At 70.2% G+C, this 16,624-nt stretch carries 12 protein-coding genes; 3 read left to right on the forward strand and 9 right to left on the reverse strand.

Annotation, left to right across the window (positions count from 1 at the left end):
- Positions 1-3 precede the first annotated feature (3 nt).
- Both AC1RGU_RS01530 and AC1RGU_RS01535 read left to right on the forward strand, forming a co-directional pair.
- Positions 4-807, forward strand: a complete 804-nt coding sequence (locus tag AC1RGU_RS01530) for a MinD/ParA family ATP-binding protein (protein WP_492694254.1) — start codon at positions 4-6, stop codon at positions 805-807.
- A 25-nt stretch (positions 808-832) separates the two neighbouring features.
- Entirely contained in the window at positions 833-1,567 is a 735-nt protein-coding gene (locus tag AC1RGU_RS01535) for an RNA polymerase sigma factor FliA (RefSeq protein ID WP_492694256.1), read from the forward strand.
- A 6-nt stretch (positions 1,568-1,573) separates the two neighbouring features.
- On the opposite strand, the gene AC1RGU_RS01540 is transcribed toward AC1RGU_RS01535, so the two are convergent.
- The 5 genes from AC1RGU_RS01540 to AC1RGU_RS01560 are packed head-to-tail and all read right to left on the reverse strand — an operon-like array spanning position 1,574 to position 7,879.
- On the reverse strand, positions 1,574-2,437 hold the full coding sequence (locus AC1RGU_RS01540; protein ID WP_492694258.1) for an isocitrate lyase/PEP mutase family protein: 864 nt from the start codon (positions 2,435-2,437) through the stop codon (positions 1,574-1,576).
- 29 nt (positions 2,438-2,466) lie between these two features.
- Positions 2,467-3,657: a 2-methylaconitate cis-trans isomerase PrpF gene (prpF, locus tag AC1RGU_RS01545; RefSeq protein WP_492694260.1), complete on the reverse strand. Its 1,191-nt coding sequence runs from the start codon at positions 3,655-3,657 to the stop codon at positions 2,467-2,469.
- 2 nt (positions 3,658-3,659) lie between these two features.
- Positions 3,660-6,254 carry a Fe/S-dependent 2-methylisocitrate dehydratase AcnD gene (acnD, locus tag AC1RGU_RS01550; RefSeq protein WP_492694262.1) on the reverse strand — a complete coding sequence of 865 codons (2,595 nt, stop codon included), beginning with the start codon at positions 6,252-6,254 and terminating at the stop codon, positions 3,660-3,662.
- A gap of 60 nt (positions 6,255-6,314) precedes the next feature.
- Positions 6,315-7,472, reverse strand: a complete 1,158-nt coding sequence (prpC, locus tag AC1RGU_RS01555) for a bifunctional 2-methylcitrate synthase/citrate synthase (RefSeq protein WP_062469421.1) — start codon at positions 7,470-7,472, stop codon at positions 6,315-6,317.
- Complete coding sequence (locus AC1RGU_RS01560) at positions 7,469-7,879, reverse strand: acyl-CoA thioesterase (RefSeq protein WP_489059543.1); 411 nt, start codon at positions 7,877-7,879, stop codon at positions 7,469-7,471. The genes prpC and AC1RGU_RS01560 overlap by 4 nt, the downstream gene beginning before the upstream one ends.
- A 120-nt stretch (positions 7,880-7,999) precedes the next feature.
- Here AC1RGU_RS01560 and AC1RGU_RS01565 point away from each other — a divergent pair, with 120 nt between their 5' ends.
- Positions 8,000-9,427, forward strand: coding sequence for a short-chain fatty acyl-CoA regulator family protein (locus AC1RGU_RS01565; RefSeq protein WP_492694264.1), 1,428 nt, complete (start codon positions 8,000-8,002; stop codon positions 9,425-9,427).
- 12 nt (positions 9,428-9,439) lie between these two features.
- On the opposite strand, the gene AC1RGU_RS01570 is transcribed toward AC1RGU_RS01565, so the two are convergent.
- From AC1RGU_RS01570 to AC1RGU_RS01585, 4 genes are all read right to left on the reverse strand, one after another.
- On the reverse strand, positions 9,440-10,897 hold the full coding sequence (locus AC1RGU_RS01570; RefSeq protein ID WP_492694266.1) for an efflux transporter outer membrane subunit: 1,458 nt from the start codon (positions 10,895-10,897) through the stop codon (positions 9,440-9,442).
- The gene (locus AC1RGU_RS01575) at positions 10,897-14,061 is read right to left on the reverse strand and encodes an efflux RND transporter permease subunit (RefSeq protein WP_492694268.1); all 3,165 of its coding nucleotides are present in this window, start codon (positions 14,059-14,061) and stop codon (positions 10,897-10,899) included. The genes AC1RGU_RS01570 and AC1RGU_RS01575 overlap by 1 nt, the downstream gene beginning before the upstream one ends.
- A gap of 9 nt (positions 14,062-14,070) precedes the next feature.
- Positions 14,071-15,297 carry an efflux RND transporter periplasmic adaptor subunit gene (locus tag AC1RGU_RS01580; protein ID WP_492694269.1) on the reverse strand — a complete coding sequence of 409 codons (1,227 nt, stop codon included), beginning with the start codon at positions 15,295-15,297 and terminating at the stop codon, positions 14,071-14,073.
- 206 nt (positions 15,298-15,503) lie between these two features.
- Positions 15,504-16,454, reverse strand: a complete 951-nt coding sequence (locus AC1RGU_RS01585; RefSeq protein WP_492694271.1) for a LysR substrate-binding domain-containing protein — start codon at positions 16,452-16,454, stop codon at positions 15,504-15,506.
- Positions 16,455-16,624 lie beyond the last annotated feature (170 nt).

Genomic DNA, 16,624 nt, shown 5'->3' on the forward strand with positions numbered 1-16,624 from the left:
GCGATGAGCGCACGCGTCACGGACCAGGCCGACGGGCTGCGCCGGCTGCTCGGGCAGGCGCCGGTGCGCGTCGTCGCCGTCGCGGGCATGGGCCCCGGCGCGGGCGCGACCACGGCCGCGATGAGCCTGGGCGCGGCGCTGGCGCAGCAGGGCAAGGACGTGCTGCTGCTCGATGAACATCACGCCAAGGTGCGCTCGGTGTGCGACGTGTGGGCGCTCGGCCCACGCGGCACGCTGGCCGATGTGGCGAGTCGGCGGTTGCGCATCGACCAGGCCGCAGCCGGCGCCGTGTGCGGCGTGCAGGTGCTGCCCGCATCGCCCGGCGCGACCATCGACCCGCGCACGCTGTGGCCACGCGGCATCGTGCTCGTCGATGTGGCCTTCGACGGCGAAGGCTGCCTGTCGCCGCTGGCGCAGGGCGCCGACGAACTGCTGCTCGTGCTGCAACCGCACCCGGCGGCCATCACCTCGGCCTACGCGGGCATCAAGCGCCTGCACCGCGCGCATGCGCTGAAGCAGCTGCGCTTCCTGCTCAACGGCGTGGCCGATGCGGGCACCGCGCAGCAGGTCATGCACAACCTCGCACAGGCCGCCAGCCGGTACCTCGCGCTGTCGCTGCTGCCCGTGGGCTGGGTGCGCACCGACCCTTGGCTGGCTGATGCGGCGCGGCTGCGCCAGACCGTGGTCGAGGCCTTTCCGGCCAGCGCGGCGGCGGTCGATTTCCGCGCCATCGCCGACGAGATGGGCCGCTGGACCTGGTGCACGCCCGCGCGGCCGGCCGTGTTCCCGCAGGCGCTCGCGGCCTGAGACACGACCACGAGGACGGACGGCCGTGTACACCGCACAGGGCACCATCGAGAAATCGCATCTGCTGGAACAGCACCAGCCGCTGGTGCGCCGCATCGCGCTGCAGATGATGGCGCGGCTGCCGGCCAGCGTGGAGCTGGACGACCTGATCCAGGCAGGCATGCTCGGCCTGCTCGACGCATCGAGCCGCTACCAGGACCACCGCGGCGCGCAGTTCGAGACCTTCGTCAGCCAGCGCATCCGCGGCGCCATGCTCGACGAGCTGCGCGCCAGCGACTGGGGTTCGCGCGGGCTGCGCCAGTCGGCGCGCGGCATCGAGAAAGCGATCCAGGCGCTGGGCCACCGGCTGGGCCGCGCGCCCACCGAAGGCGAGATCGCGAAGGAGCTGAAGGTCGACCTGGAGACCTACCAGTCGATGCTGCAGGACATCCAGGGCTGCCAGCTGCTGTACGTCGAAGACTTCGCCAAGGGCGACCCTGAAAACCCCTTCCTCGACCTGCATGCGCAGGAGGCGCGCAAGGGGCGCGGCGACTTCGACGACCCGCTCGCGCGCCTGCTCGAAAGCGGCTTTCGCCACCAGCTGGTGGACGCCATTGGCGCGCTGCCCGAGCGCGACCAGTTGCTGCTCAAGCTTTACTACGAGGAAGAGCTGAACCTGCGCGAGATCGGCGCGGTGCTCGAGGTGAGCCAGTCGCGCGTGTGCCAGCTGCACGGCCAGGCGGTGAGCCGGCTGCGTGCGAAGCTGAAGGATTCTCTGTAGAGAAACTCAGCTGGCGTAGCGCGCGTCGAGCGCATCGAGCTCGGGCTTGCGCACCAGCCGCTGCCGCTCGGCGAAGGGCGCGACCAGCGACGGGTCTTCGTCCATGCGCTTCGTGTCGCGCAGCACCGTGAGCGCCTTCTGCATGCCGGCCAGCGCGCCTTGCAATGCGGCGTTGGCATACAGCACGATGCCGTAGCCCAGGCCCCCGAGTTCCTCGGCGCCGAAGATCGGCGTCTTGCCGCCGATCACCATGTTCATGAGCTGCGGCTTGGCCAGCCGCTGCGGCAGCGCGCGGATCTCGTCGGCCGTGGTGACGGCCTCGACGAAGAGGATGTCGGCGCCGGCCTCGCTGAACTTCTGCGCGCGCTCGATCGCGGCCTCGAATCCCAGCGTGGCCGCCGCGTCGGTGCGCGCCATGATGAGCAGGTCGGGGTCGGTGCGTGCATCGACGGCGGCCTTGATCTTGTTCACGGCTTCCTCGGTGGAGATCACCTCCTTGCCCGAGAAATGGCCGCAGCGCTTGGGTGCGACCTGGTCCTCGAACTGGATGCAGTCGGCGCCCGCGCGCTCCAGCACGCGCACCGTGTGGCGCACGTTCAGCGCGTTGCCGAAGCCGGTGTCGGCATCGACGATCAGCGGCAGGTTCACGGCGTCGCGGATGCGCGCCGTGTGGTCGGCGATCTCATGCAGGCCCATGAAGCCCTGGTCGGGCAGGCCGAACCACATGTTGGTGACGCCTGCGCCGGTGACGTAAATGGCTTCGAAGCCCAGGTCTTCGATGACACGCGCCGACAGCGCGTTGAAGGCGCCCGGCACCAGCACGCCGCGGCGGGCCTCGGCGAGCGAACGGAGGGTCTTGCGAGTCGACATCGGAATTTCCTGTGAATGGATCTGAAAGCTCAAAGGGTGTCGCCGGGCACACGGACCCAGCCTTCCATGAGGACGCGAGCGCTGCGGCTCATGACGGCCTTGGTGACCTGCCATTCGCCATCGACCTGGGTGGCCTGCGCGCCCACGCGCAAGGTGCCCGAGGGGTGGCCGAAGCGCACGGCCTCGCGCGCGCCGCCGCCGGCCGCGAGGTTCACCAGCGTGCCGGGAATGGCGGCGGCCGTGCCGATGGCCACCGCCGCCGTGCCCATCATGGCGTGGTGCAGCTTGCCCATCGACAGCGCGCGCACGAGCAGGTCGATGTCGCCGGTTGCAACTGTCTTGCCGCTCGATGCGGTGTAGCCGGCAGGCTTGGCCACGAAGGCGACCTTGGGCGTGTGCTGGCGGCTGGCCGCTTCGTCGAGCGTGCGGATGAGGCCCATGCGCAGCGCGCCGTGTGCACGGATGGCTTCGAAGCGGGCGAGCGCGGCGGCGTCACCGTTGATCGCGTCCTGCAGCTCGGTGCCGGTGTAGCCGAGCGCCTCCGCGTTCACGAAGACGGTGGGGATGCCGGCGTTGATCATCGTGGCCTGCAGCGTGCCGAGGCCGGGCACCTCCAGGTCATCGACGAGGTTGCCGGTCGGGAACATCGCGCCGCCCGCGCCGTCTTCTTCGGCGGCGGGGTCCATGAACTCGAGCTGCACCTCGGCCGCGGGAAAGGTCACGCCGTCGAGTTCGAAGTCGCCGGTCTCCTGCACCGCGCCGCCGGTCATCGGCACGTGCGCGACGATGGTCTTGCCGATGTTGGCCTGCCAGATGCGAACGACGGCCACGCCATCGCGCGGCACGCGTGCCGCATCGATGAGGCCGTTGCTGATCGCGAACGGGCCCACGGCCGACGAGAGGTTTCCGCAGTTGCCGCTCCAGTCGACGAAGGGCCGGTCGATCGACACCTGGCCGAACAGGTAGTCCACGTCGTGGCCGGGCCGTTCGCTCTTCGAGAGGATCACGGTCTTGCTCGTGCTCGACGTCGCGGCGCCCATGCCGTCGATCTGCTTGCCGTAGGGGTCGGGGCTGCCGATCACGCGCAGCAGCAGCGCGTCGCGCGCCGGGCCCGGCACCTGCGCGGCCTCGGGCAGGTCCTGCAGGCGGAAGAAAACGCCCTTGCTGGTGCCGCCGCGCATGTACGTGGCGGGGATCTTGATCTGCGGGGTGTGCGGCATCGTCAGTCGGCTTTCGTGGCGGCGAGGAAGTCCTGCGCGAAGCGCTGCAGCACCCCGCCGGCTTCGTAGATGGAGACCTCTTCGGCGGTGTCGAGGCGGCAGGTCATGGGCACGTCGAGCCGTTCGCCATTCTGTCGGTGCACGACCAGCACGAGGTCGGCGCGCGGGGTGCGCGCGCCGGTCACATCGTAGGTCTCGGTGCCGTCCAGGCCGAGCGTGAGGCGGTTGGTGCCCGGCTTGAATTCGAGCGGCAGCACGCCCATGCCGATCAGGTTGGTGCGGTGGATGCGCTCGAAGCCTTCGGCCGCGATCGCTTCCACGCCGGCCAGCCGCACGCCTTTGGCGGCCCAGTCGCGCGAGGAGCCCTGGCCGTAGTCGGCACCGGCCACGATGATCAGCGGCTGCTTGCGCAGCATGTAGGTCTCGATGGCCTCCCACATGCGCATCACCTCGCCCTCGGGCTCCACGCGCGCGAGCGATCCGGCGCGCACCGTGCCGTCGGCCTTGCGCACCATCTCGTTCTTCAGCGTCGGGTTGGCGAAGGTGGCGCGCTGCGCCGTGAGGTGGTCGCCGCGGTGGGTGGCGTAGGAGTTGAAGTCGTCCTCGGGCAGGCCCATGCGCTGCAGGTACTGGCCGGCTGCGCTGTCCAGCAGGATCGCGTTCGACGGTGAGAGGTGGTCGGTCGTGATGTTGTCCGGCAGGATCGCCAGCGGGCGCATGCCCGTGAGCGTGCGCTCGCCCGCCAACGCGCCTTCCCAGTACGGCGGGCGGCGGATGTAGGTGGAGGCGGGGCGCCAGTCGTACAGCGGCGCCACCTGCTCGCCCGTGTCGGGCTGGATCGCGAACATCGGTTCGTACACCTGACGAAAGTGCGCGGGCTTCACGCTGGCCTTGACGATGGCGTCGATCTCTTCGTCGCGCGGCCAGAGGTCCTTGAGGCGGATCTCCTTGCCGTCGACCACCGTGAGCACGTCCTTCTCGATGTCGAAGCGCACCGTGCCCGCAATCGCGTAGGCCACCACCAGCGGCGGCGAGGCCAGGAAGGCCTGCTTCGCGTACGGGTGGATGCGCCCGTCGAAGTTGCGGTTGCCCGAGAGCACGGCGGTGGCGTACAGGTCGCGCTCCACGATCTCCTGCTGGATGGCCGGATCGAGCGCGCCCGACATGCCGTTGCACGAGGTGCAGGCATAGGCGACCACGCCGAAACCGAGCTGTTCGAGCTCGCCCATCAGGCCGGCATCCTCCAGGTACAGCGTGACCGCTTTCGAGCCGGGCGCGAGCGAGGTCTTGACCCATGGCTTGCGCGCCAGCCCCACGCGGTTGGCGTTGCGCGCGAGCAGGCCCGCGGCGATCACGTTGCGCGGGTTGCTGGTGTTGGTGCAGCTGGTGATGGCCGCGATGATCACCGCGCCGTCGGGCATCTGGCCGGGCACGTCGTCCCACGGGGCGGCGATGCCGCGCGCGGCGAGGTCGGCGGTGGCCACGCGCGCATGCGGGTTCGACGGGCCGGCCATGTTGCGCACGACCGTCGAGAGGTCGAACTGCAGCACGCGCTCGTATTCGACTTCGCTCAGCGTGTCGGCCCACAGGCCCGCCTGTTTCGCATAGACCTCGACCAGGCGCACCTGCTCGTCGGCGCGGCCCGTGAGGCGCAGGTAGTCGAGCGTCTGCGTGTCGATGGCGAACATCGCGGCGGTGGCGCCGTACTCGGGCGCCATGTTGGAGATGGTCGCGCGGTCGCCCAACGTGAGGCTGGCCGCGCCTTCGCCGTGGAACTCCAGGTAGGCGCCCACCACCTTCGCCGCGCGCAGGAACTCGGTGAGCGCGAGCACGACGTCGGTGGCCGTGATGCCCGGCTGCGGTCGGCCCGCGAGGCGCACGCCGACGATGTCGGGCAGCCGCATCCACGAGGCGCGGCCCAGCATGACGTTCTCGGCCTCGAGCCCGCCCACGCCCACGGCGACCACGCCCAGCGCATCGACGTGCGGCGTGTGGCTGTCGGTGCCCACCAGCGTGTCGGGGTAGGCCACGCCGTCCTGCGCATGCACGACGGGCGACATCCGCTCCAGGTTGATCTGGTGCATGATCCCGTTCCCCGGCGGGATCACCTCCATGTTGCGGAAGGCCCGCTTCGTCCATTCGATGAAGTGAAAGCGGTCTTCGTTGCGCCGGTCCTCGATGGCGCGGTTCTTCGCGAAGGCATCGGGGTCGAAGCCGCCGCACTCCACCGCCAGCGAATGGTCGACGATGAGCTGCACCGGCACCACGGGGTTCACCTGCGACGGGTCGCCGCCCTGTTCGGCGATGGCGTCGCGCAGGCCGGCCAGGTCGACCAGCGCGGTCTGGCCGAGGATGTCGTGGCAGACCACGCGCGCGGGAAACCACGGAAAGTCATGGTCGCGCCGGCGCTCGATGAGCTGCGTGAGGCTTTGCACGAGGATCGCCGGGTCGCAGCGGCGCACGAGGTTCTCGGCATGCACGCGCACGGTGTAGGGCATCGGGGCCCAGGCGCCGGCCTGGATGGCTTCGACGGCTTCGCGCGCATCGAAGTAGTCCAGCGCGGTGCCGGGAAGGTTCTTGCGGTAGTCGGTGTTCATGGGGCGCTTGTCGCTCGGCACCCGCGCGCAGGCACGGGCGCTTTTCTTCTTCTCGTGTTTTTACTTCCGATCCTGGATCGGCGCGAACTTCAGGTCTTCGGGGCCCGTGTAGTTGGCGCTGGGCCGGATGATCTTGTTGTCGATGCGCTGCTCGATGATGTGCGCCGCCCAACCCGAGGTGCGCGCAATGACGAACAGCGGCGTGAACATGGCGGTGGGCACGCCCATCATGTGGTAGCTCACGGCGCTGAACCAGTCGAGGTTGGGGAACATCTGCTTCACGTCCCACATCACGGCCTCGAGCCGCTCGGCAATGTCGAACATCTTGGTCGATCCGGCTTCCTGCGACAGCGTGCGCGCCACGCCCTTGATGACCACGTTGCGCGGGTCGCTCACGGTGTAGACCGGGTGGCCGAAGCCGATCACGACCTCCTTGGCGGCGACGCGGCGGCGGATGTCGGCCTCGGCCTCGTCGGGTGCGTCGTAGCGCTTCTGGATCTCGAAGGCGACCTCGTTCGCACCGCCGTGCTTGGGGCCGCGCAGCGCGCCGATGGCGCCTGTGATGGCCGAATACACATCGGAGCCCGTGCCCGCGACCACGCGCGCCGTGAAGGTGGAGGCGTTGAACTCGTGCTCGGCATAGAGGTTGAGCGAGGTGTGCATCGCGCGCTCCCACTGTGCGCTGGGCTTGCGCCCGTGCAGCAGGTGCAGGAAGTGCGCGCCGATGGAGTCGTCGTCGGTCTCGACCTCGATGCGCCGGCCCTGCGTGGACCAGTGGTACCAGTACAGCAGCATCGAGCCGAGCGAGGCCATCAGGCGGTCGGCGATGTCGCGCGCGCCGGGCAGGTTGTGGTCTTCCTTCTCGGGCAGCAGACAGCCCAGCGACGAGACGCCGGTGCGCATCACGTCCATCGGGTGGGCGCTGGCGGGCAGTTGCTCCAGCGCCTCCTTCAGGCTCGCGGGCAGGCCGCGCATGGCCTTGAGCTTGGCCTTGTAGGCGCGCAGCTCGGCGGCCGTGGGCAGCTTGCCGTGCACCAGCAGGTGCGCGATTTCCTCGAACTCGCAGACCTCGGCGATGTCCAGGATGTCGTAGCCGCGGTAGTGCAGGTCGTTGCCGGTGCGGCCCACGGTGCACAGGGCGGTGTTGCCGGCGGTCACGCCCGACAGGGCGACGGATTTCTTGGGCTTGAAGCCGGTGGGGGTGGCGGTGTCGTTCATGCGGGTTCCTTGTCTGTGGGCACGGGGTGCAGGTAGGCGTTGCGCAGGCGCGCGGGACGGCCGCGGCCGTCGACGGCCACCATCTCGAACAGGCCTTTCAGCGACGGGCGGGCTTCGCCGTCGGGCGGCTCGGCTGCGCCGGTGACGCAGACCGTGAGCGAGCTGCGCCCGGCGCGCGTCACCCAGGCCCGCAGGCGCAGCACGTGGCCGACGGGCACGGGCGCCAAGAACTGCGCGTCGCCCAGGCTGGCCATCACCACGTCGGATTTCGCGAAGGCGCGCGCGGCGAGGAACGCGGCCTTGGACATCAGCAGCAGGGCGTTGCCGCCGAACAGCGTGCCGTAGTGGTTGGCGTGCTCGGGGAACACGATGTCGGTCAGCTCGATGGCGGCGGATCGGTTTGTCATGCTTCGCAATTTACGCAATCGAACGCCCATAATGAAGGCCTGAATTGGCAAATCATTGCGAATGAAGACGACTGATTTTGCAAATATTGCGAATATCGCAAAGACCCACGAGGTGACCCGATGAGCAAGACCTTCATGGGCGTGCGCCTGCGCACGCTGCGCGCCGAACGCGGCCTCACGCAGGTGGCGCTGGCCCAGATGCTGGGCCTGTCGCCGAGCTACCTGAACCAGATCGAGCAGAACCAGCGCCCGCTCACCGTGGCGGTGCTGCTGCGCATCAGCAAGACGCTCGGTGTCGACGTGCAGCAGTTCTCCGAGGACGAAGAGGCGCGGCTCGTGGCGAGCATGCGCGAGGCGCTGGCGGACAACCCCGGCGGCGAGGCCGTGGCGCTGCCCGAGCTGCGCGAGGTGGCGTCGCAGATGCCGGCCGTGGCGCGCGCGCTGCTCGCCTTGCACCGCCGCCACCAGGAGGCGCAGGAGCGGCTGGAGCTCATGGCCGCCGAACTCGGCGACGGGCGCGGCGACATCTCGCGCAGCCGGCCGATGCCTTTCGAGGTGGTGCGCGATTTCTTCTTTGCCCACCAGAACCATTTCGACCCGCTCGACACCGCCGCCGAAGCGCTCGCGGCGCAGGCCCATGCGCAGGGCGGACCGCTCGCCGAATGGCTCCAGCAGCGGCTTCTTTCGGCCCACGGCGTGCGCGTGGTGCCGGGCGACGAAGCGGAGGGCGCGCTCGACAGCCAGCGCCGCTACGACCCGGCCCGCCGCGTGCTGCGCCTGTCGGCCGGCCTGGAGCCGGGCCAGCAGGCCTTCCAGCTGGCCACGCAGCTCGCGCTGCTGGAGCAGGCCGCACTCATCGAGTCGCTGGTCGTGCAGGCCGATTTCGGCGACGCCCCGGCCCACGCGCTCGCGCGCATCGGGCTGGCCAACTACTTCGCGGCGGCCGTGCTGTTGCCCTACGGCCCGTTCCTGCAGGCGGCCGAGGCGCTGCGCTACGACATCGATCTGCTCGCGCGCCAGTTCGGTGTCGGCTTCGAAACCGTGTGCCACCGCCTGAGCAGCATGCAGCGCCCGGGCGCGTCGGGCGTGCCCTTCTTCTTCATCCGCGTGGACCGGGCCGGCAACATCTCCAAGCGACAGTCAGCCACGCACTTCCACTTCTCGAAGACCGGCGGCACCTGCCCGCTGTGGAACGTGTACGAGGCCTTCGCGCAGCCCGGTCGCGTGCTGCCGCAGCTGGCGCGCATGCCCGACGGCCGCGCCTACCTGTGGATCGCGCGCACCGTGTCGCACGGCCAGCGCGGCTTCGGTTCACCGAGCAAGACCTTCTCGATCGGCCTGGGCTGCGACATCCGCCACGCCCCGCGCCTGGTCTACGCCAAGGGCCTGGACCTGAAGGACCCCGACGTGCCCACGCCCATCGGCATGGGCTGCAAGGTGTGCGAACGCGTGGCCTGCCCGCAGCGGGCATTCCCGTTCATCGGGCGGCCGCTGGATGTGAACGAGAACGAAAGCCGGTTCACGCCGTATGCGGTGGCGGGGGCGTAGGGCGGCGGCGTATCAGTCGCCTTGCGCAGGCTGCTGCGTGCCGGACGCCTCGCGCCACCCACCCCCCAGCGCCTTGTAGATCGCCAGCCGGTTCGTCTGCTCCGTGAGCTGCAGGCCGATGAGCGTCTGCTGCGCCGCATAGTCGCTGCGCTGCGCGTCCAGCACGTCGAGGTAGTTGGCGGCGCCGCTCTTGAAGAGCGACTGCGAGAGTTCGAAGCTGCGCGCGGTGGCGGCGCGCAGCGAGCGCTGTGCGTCGAGGCGCTCGGCCAGCGTGCGGCGTTCGGCCAGGGCGTCGGCCACTTCGCGGAAGGCGGTCTGCACGGCCTTCTCGTAGGTCGCGACCTGGATCTTCTGCTGCGCCTGCGCCACCTGCAGGTTGGCGCGGTTGGCGCCGCCATCGAAGATCGGCACGCTGATCGACGGCGCGAAGCTCCAGGCCTTGCTGCCGCTCGCGAACAGGCCCGAGAGCGTGCTGCTCGCGGTGCCGGCCGAGGCGGTGAGCGCGATGCGCGGGAAGAAGGCCGCGCGCGCCGCGCCGATGTCGGCGTTGCTCGCGCGCAGCGCGTGCTCAGCGGCGCGCACGTCGGGCCGCTGCTGCAGCACGTTCGACGACAGACCGGCCGGGGGCACGAGCAGTTGCGCCACGTCGGCGGTCGTCGCGGCGCTCGGCAGCAGCTCGGGCGGCGGCGTGGCGCCGACCAGCAGCGCGAGCGCGTTGCGGTCCTGCTCGACCTGGCTGTCGAAGGCCGCGGCGTCGGCGCGCGCGGCATCGACGGTGCTCTGCGCCTGCGCCAGCGCCAGGCCCGACTGCGCGCCGAGCGCATGGCTGCGCTGCACCAGCTCGAAGGACTTGCGCTGGCTCTCGAGCGTGCCGCGCGCGAGCTGCAGGCGCTGTTCGTCGGCGGCCAGTTGCAGCCACGCCGTGGCGACGGAAGCCACGAGGCTGATCTGCGTGCTGCGCTGCGTCTCTTCGGTCTGGAAGTAGCCCTGCAGCGCCGATTCGCCGAGGTTGCGCACGCGCCCGAACAGGTCGAGCTCGTAGGCCGTCATGCCGAGGTTGGCGCTGTACTGCGAGGCGATGCGCGATTCGCCGCTGGTCGACAGGCTGCCCGGCGTGCGCGAGCGCGTGCCGGCCGCGCCGGCGTTGACGGTGGGGAACAGGTCGGCCCGCGCGATGCCGTACTGGGCGCGCGCACGCTCGATGTTGAGCGCCGCCACGCGCAGGTCGCGGTTGTTGGCGAGCGCGAGTTCGATCACGCCCTGCAGCTGCTTGTCGACGAAGAAGTCGCGCCAGCCGATGTCCAGGGGTGTGGTCGTCGTGACGCCGGCCGAGGGCAGGGCCGACGGTACCGGCGAGGCGGGCGTTTCATACGCGGGCGCGAGGTTGACGCAGCCCGCGAGCACGGCCGAGGCCAGGGCGGCGCAGGCCAGTGCGCGCAGGGGAAGGCGGGGCAGGGTGGTGCGCTTCATCACTGGGCTCCCTGCTCTGCGGGCAAGGCATCCGACGGCGTGTCGGCCGGCTTGCGGCGGCCTTCCAGCCAGCCGCGGATCATCGCGAAGAACAGCGGCACGAAGAAGATGCCCAGTGCCGTGCCGACCACCATGCCGCCCAGCACCGCGGTGCCGATCGATTGGCGGCCGCCCGCGCCTGCACCCGTGCCGATGGCCAGCGGCAGCACGCCGAAGCCGAAGGCCAGCGAGGTCATGAGGATGGGGCGCAGCCGCAGCCGCACGGCCTCCAGCGTCGCCTCGATCACGCCCTTGCCCTGCTCCTGCAGCTGCTTGGCGAACTCCACGATCAGGATCGCGTTCTTCGACGACAGCCCCACCGTGGTGAGCAGGCCGACCTGGAAGTACACGTCGTTGCTCAGGCCGCGCAGGCTGGTGAACAGCAGCGCGCCCACGATGCCCAGCGGCACCACCAGGATCACCGAGAACGGCACCGACCAGCTCTCGTACAGCGCCGCGAGGCACAGGAACACGAACAGGATCGAGATGGCATACAGCACCGGCGCCTGCGCGCCCGACAGGCGTTCCTGGAACGAGGCGCCGGTCCATTCGTAGCCGATGCCGGCGGGCATCTGCTTCATCACTTCATCGACCGCGGCCATGGCGTCGCCCGAGCTCACGCCCGGTGCGGCATCGCCGACGAACTCGTAGCTGGGGCTGCCGTTGTAGCGCTGCAGCTGCGGCGAGCCATACGTCCAGCGCGAGCTGGAGAACGCCGGGAATGGCACCATCTGGCCCAGGCTGTTGCGCACGCTCCAGCGGTCGATGTCGGTGGGCAGCATGCGAAAGGCCGTGTCGCCCTGCATGTACACGCGCTTGACGCGGCCGTTGTCCAGGAAGTCGTTGATGTAGGTGCCGCCCATCGCGCTCGACAAGGTGCTGTCGATGTCGGACGTGGCCAGGCTGGCCGCGCCGGCGCGCGCGTCGTCGATGTCCACCGCGAACTGCGGCGTGTCGTCCAGGTTGTTGCTGCGCACGTTCGCCACCTCGGGGCGCTTGGAGAGCAGGTCGATGAGCTGGTCGCGCGCCTTCACCAGCGCGTCGTGGCCCAGCCCGTTGATGTCCTTCAGGTGGAAGTTGAAGCCCGCGTTGGCGCCGAGCCCGCGCACCGCCGGCGGCAGCAGCACGAAGATGCGCGCGTCGCGGATGGTCGAGAGCTCCTTGTTGGCGCGCCGCGCGAGTTCGGCGGCCGACTGGCCGGCGCCTTCGCGCTCGGCCCAGTCTTTCAGCTTGACGAAGGCGCGCGCCGAACTCTGGTCGCCGTTCTGCCCGGTGATCACGTTCACGCTCACCACCTCGGGCTGCTTGGTGAAGTAGTCCTGCATCTGCGTGACCACCGGCTGCAGCCGCGCATCCGACGCGCCCGGCGGCAGCGTCACCTGCACCTGCAGGAAGGCCTGGTCTTCATCGGGCAGGAAGGAGGTGGGCAGGCGCATGAACAGCAGCGCCATCACGGCTGCGATCAGCAGGTACACCACGAGGCTGCGCTTGCCGCGCCGCACGATGCCGCCGACGATGCCCTGGTAGCGGTCGGCGCCCTGGTCGAAGCGGCGGTTGAAGCCCGCGAAGAAGCGGTCGACCGCACCCAGCACGCCCTTGCGCGGGGCCGCGTGGCCGCCCTTGGCCACGGGCTTGAGCAGCGTGGCGCACAGCGCCGGTGTGAGCGTGAGCGCCACGAACACCGACAGCGCCATGGCCGAGACGATGGTGATCGAGAACTGGCGGTAGATCACGCCGGTCGAGCCGCCGAAGAAGGCCATCGGGATGAACACGGCCGACAGCACCAGCGCGATGCCCACCAGCGCGGGCGTGATCTCGGCCATCGACTTGCGCGTGGCCTCCTTGGGCGACAGGCCCTCTTCGTGCATCACGCGTTCGACGTTCTCCACCACCACGATGGCGTCGTCCACCAGCAGGCCGATGGCCAGCACCATGCCGAACATGGTGAGCGTGTTGATCGAGTAGCCCGCCACGGAGAGCACGCCGAAGGTGCCCAGCAGCACCACCGGCACGGCAATGGCCGGGATCAGCGTGGCGCGGAAGTTCTGCAGAAAGATGTACATCACCAGCACGACCAGCACCATGGCCTCGGCCAGCGCCTTCACCACCTCGTCGATCGACGCGCTCACGAAGGGCGTGGTGTCGTAGCTCACGAAGGTCTGCATCTGGTTCGGAAAGAGCGGCTGCAGCTCGGCCACCTTGGCCTTCACGGCCTCGGCCACCTGCACTGCGTTGGCGCCGTCGGCCAGCACGATGCCCATGCCGGCGCCCGGACGTCCGCCGAGCACCGAGCGCACCGTGAGGTTCTCGGCGCCCAGCTCGACACGCGCCACGTCGCGCAGGCGCACCACGGCGCCGTCGGGCGTGGCGCGCAGCACCACGTTCTCGAACTCCTCGACCGTCTTCAGCTTGCTGCGCGCCGTGATGGTGGCGTTGAGCTGCTGCTGCGCACCGGCCGGCAGCGCGCCGAGCTGGCCGGCCGAGACCTGCGCATTCTGCGCGGTGATGGCGCTGCCCACGTCGGAGGGCATGAGCGCGTACTTGCGCAGCTTGTCGGGGTCCAGCCACAGGCGCATGGCGTAGCCGGTGCCCAGCGTCTGCACCTCGCCCACGCCGTCGACGCGGCTGATGACGTCGACCAGGTTGCTGCTGATGTAGTCGCCCACGTCCACCGCCGAGGCACTGCCGTCGCCGGAGAACATCGAGACGATCAGCAGGAAGTCGTTGCCGCCCTTGGTGACGGTGACGCCGCGGCTTTGCACCTGCTGCGGCAGGCGCGACATGGCCTGCTGCAGCTTGTTCTGCACCTGCATCTGGGCCACGTCGATGTTGGTGCCCGCGTTGAAGGTGAGCGACAGGCGCGCCACGCCCGACGAGTTGCTGGTCGACTGCATGTACAGCAGGTTGTCCAGCCCCTTCATCTGCTGCTCGATGACCTGGGTGACGGAGTCTTCGACCGTCTTGGCCGAGGCGCCGGTGTAGGTGGCGTTGATGGACACGCGCGGCGGCGCGATGTCGGGGTACTGCTCCAGCGGCAGCGTGCGGATGGCCATCAGGCCGGCGAGCATGACGACGATGGAGAGCACCCACGCGAAGATGGGGCGGTCGATGAAGAACTGGGCCATGGGGCGGCCTCAGCGTGCGAGGGTGGTGGAAGCAGCGTCGGGCGTGGCGCTTGCCACGGCGGCACCCGCCGGCCTGGCGCCGAGGTCGACCGTGCGCACCTTGTCGCCCACCTTCACGCGCTGCGAGCCTTCCATGAGCACGCGGTCGCCTGCGGCCAGGCCGTCGATGACTTGCCAGCGCGTGCCGACGGCGCGGCCGATGCGGATGGGCCGCTTCTGGACCTTGTCCTCAGCGTCGATCACCAGCGTGGAGGCGCTGCCGTCGGGCGCGCGCGTGACGGCCTGCTGCGGCACCAGCAGCGCGGCGTCGTTCACGCCTTCCTGCAGCACGGCGCGCACGTACATGCCGGGCATCAGCAGCTTGTCGGGGTTGGGCACCACGGCGCGCAGCGTGACGCTGCCGGTGCCGGCATCGACCGTCACGCCGCTGAAGGTGAGGCGCCCCGCATGCGGGTAGGGGCTGCCGTCCTCCAGCAGCAGCTGGATGCGCGCCTCGGCGTCGCTGGCGCGCTGCAGCCGGCCGCTGGCCAGCTCGCGCTTCAGGCGCAGCAGCTCGCTGCTCGATTGCGTGACGTGCACGTGGATCGGGTCGAGCTGCTGCACGGTGGTCATGGCCGCCGCCTGGTTGGCTGTGACCAGCGCGCCCGGCGTGACCGTGGACAGCTCGGCCCAGCCGGTGATCGGCGAGGTGATGCGCGTGTAGCCCAGCTGGATGCGCGCGGTCTGCTCGGCGGCGCGGGCCACGCCGAGGTCGGCCTCGGCCTGCTGCTCGGCGGCTTGCGTTTCGTCGAACACCTGGCGGCTGATGGCGTCGATCTTCACCAGCTCGGCATTGCGCTTGGCGACCGTGCGGGCCGTGGCCAGGGCCGATTCGGCCTTGCGCACGCTGGCCTGCGCGCTGGCATGGGCCGCCTGCAGCGAGGCCGGGTCGAGCTGGTAGAGCACCTGACCGGCCTTGACCTGCGAGCCTTCGGTGAAGAGCCGCTCCTTGAGGATGCCGCCGACCTGCGGGCGGATCTCGGCGATCACCGGGGCCGCGGTGCGCCCGGGCAGCTCGGTGCTCAGGGCCAGCACCTCGGACTTGAGCGTGACGATGCCGACTTCCTTTGCCGGAGCGTTGGCCGCCTTGGCCGCGCCGGGGGCCTCCACATTGGTGCGCGAGCACCCCGCGAGGGCGGCGGCGATGCACAGGGCCGTGAGGAGCGGGGCGGAGCGGGAGGCAAAGTGGACGGGCATGGACAGGCAGAAGTAACGAAAGCCAAAGATGGAGCGGGCTCGCGCCGTCGAGTTCAATGCCGCGGCGCGAGGGCGGCGAACTTTACAGAGCGGAAACCGTGCCATGTCCCGAGGGGACTGGCGGGTGGCGTCGAGTGTGCGGCCCCACAGTTAAGCGGGTGTGAAGCGGGGCATTGCCCGCATGAAAAACCCGCCTGAAGCGCTCTCTATGGCTTCTTCTTCGCCTGCGCGACCAGGAAATCGACCAGCAGCTGCAGCGGCCCGACCTCGTTGTCGGTGCGGTAGAGGATGCCCAGCGGCGCGATGGGCGCGTTCATGCGCAGCGGCAGCTCGGCCACGGCCGTGCGGTCGAGCTGGTCGAGCACGGTGCGCGGCACCGGCACCACCACGTCGGGCTGCGAGAGCAGGGCGCGCACCAGCTGCGGCGTGAGCACCTGGATGGCATGCGGGCGCGGCACGATCCGCTCGGCGGCCCAGGCGGCCTCCATCACCTGGCGCACCGCGAAGTGCGCGGGCGGCAGCACCCAGCGCGACTCGGCGAGGTCGCGCAGCCGCAGGCGCTTGCGCTGCACGGCCGGGTGGCCGATGCCGGCGATGACCACCACCTCGTCGCTGCGCAGCGGCACGAAGCGGTGGGCATCGGGCACGCGCGCCGGCTGGCGCAGCAGCACGGCGTCGAAGGCGCCCGCGCGCAGGCCGATCGTGAGCCGCTCGATGTTGCCTTCCTCGATGAACAGGCGCAGCTTGGGGTGCTTCGCATGCAGCAGGTTCAGCGCGGGCTGCAGCACGCTGGCGATGGCCGCCTCGATGGCGCCGATGCGCAGCGCGCGCGTCTCCTGCGCGGCCAGCGCCGCGAGGCCGTCGCTGGCCACCTGCATGGCGTCGATCACCATGCGCGCGTGCAGCGCCAGCAGGCGCCCGGCCTCGGTGATGCGCATGCCGCGCGCGTGGCGCTCGAACAGCGGCGTGTCGAGCAGGCCCTCGACCTCCTGCAGCATCTGCGTGGCCGCCGGCTGGCTGATGTGGATCGCCTCGGCCGCGCGGCGCAGGTGCGAGTGCGCGGCCAGCGCGTCGATGAGCTTCAGGTGGCGCAGGCGCAGGCGCGCGAGCAGCCGCTCGTGCAGCACGGAGGAGGGGGTGGGCGTGTCGGCGGCCATCGATAGGCAATCATTATCAGTCGATGCAAAAGCGATTGGACGCCAATCGGTGGCCTTCCTACGCTCACGGGGTCGGGCGGCAGACAAGGGCGCATCGGCTGCCGGCCCGACGGGGCCGTGCGGACGAAGGGCTCCCGCCCGGCGGGTCCTTCCCTTCCTTGCTTTTCTGA

This window comes from Variovorax sp. GW823-FHT02B07 (assembly GCF_058797695.1).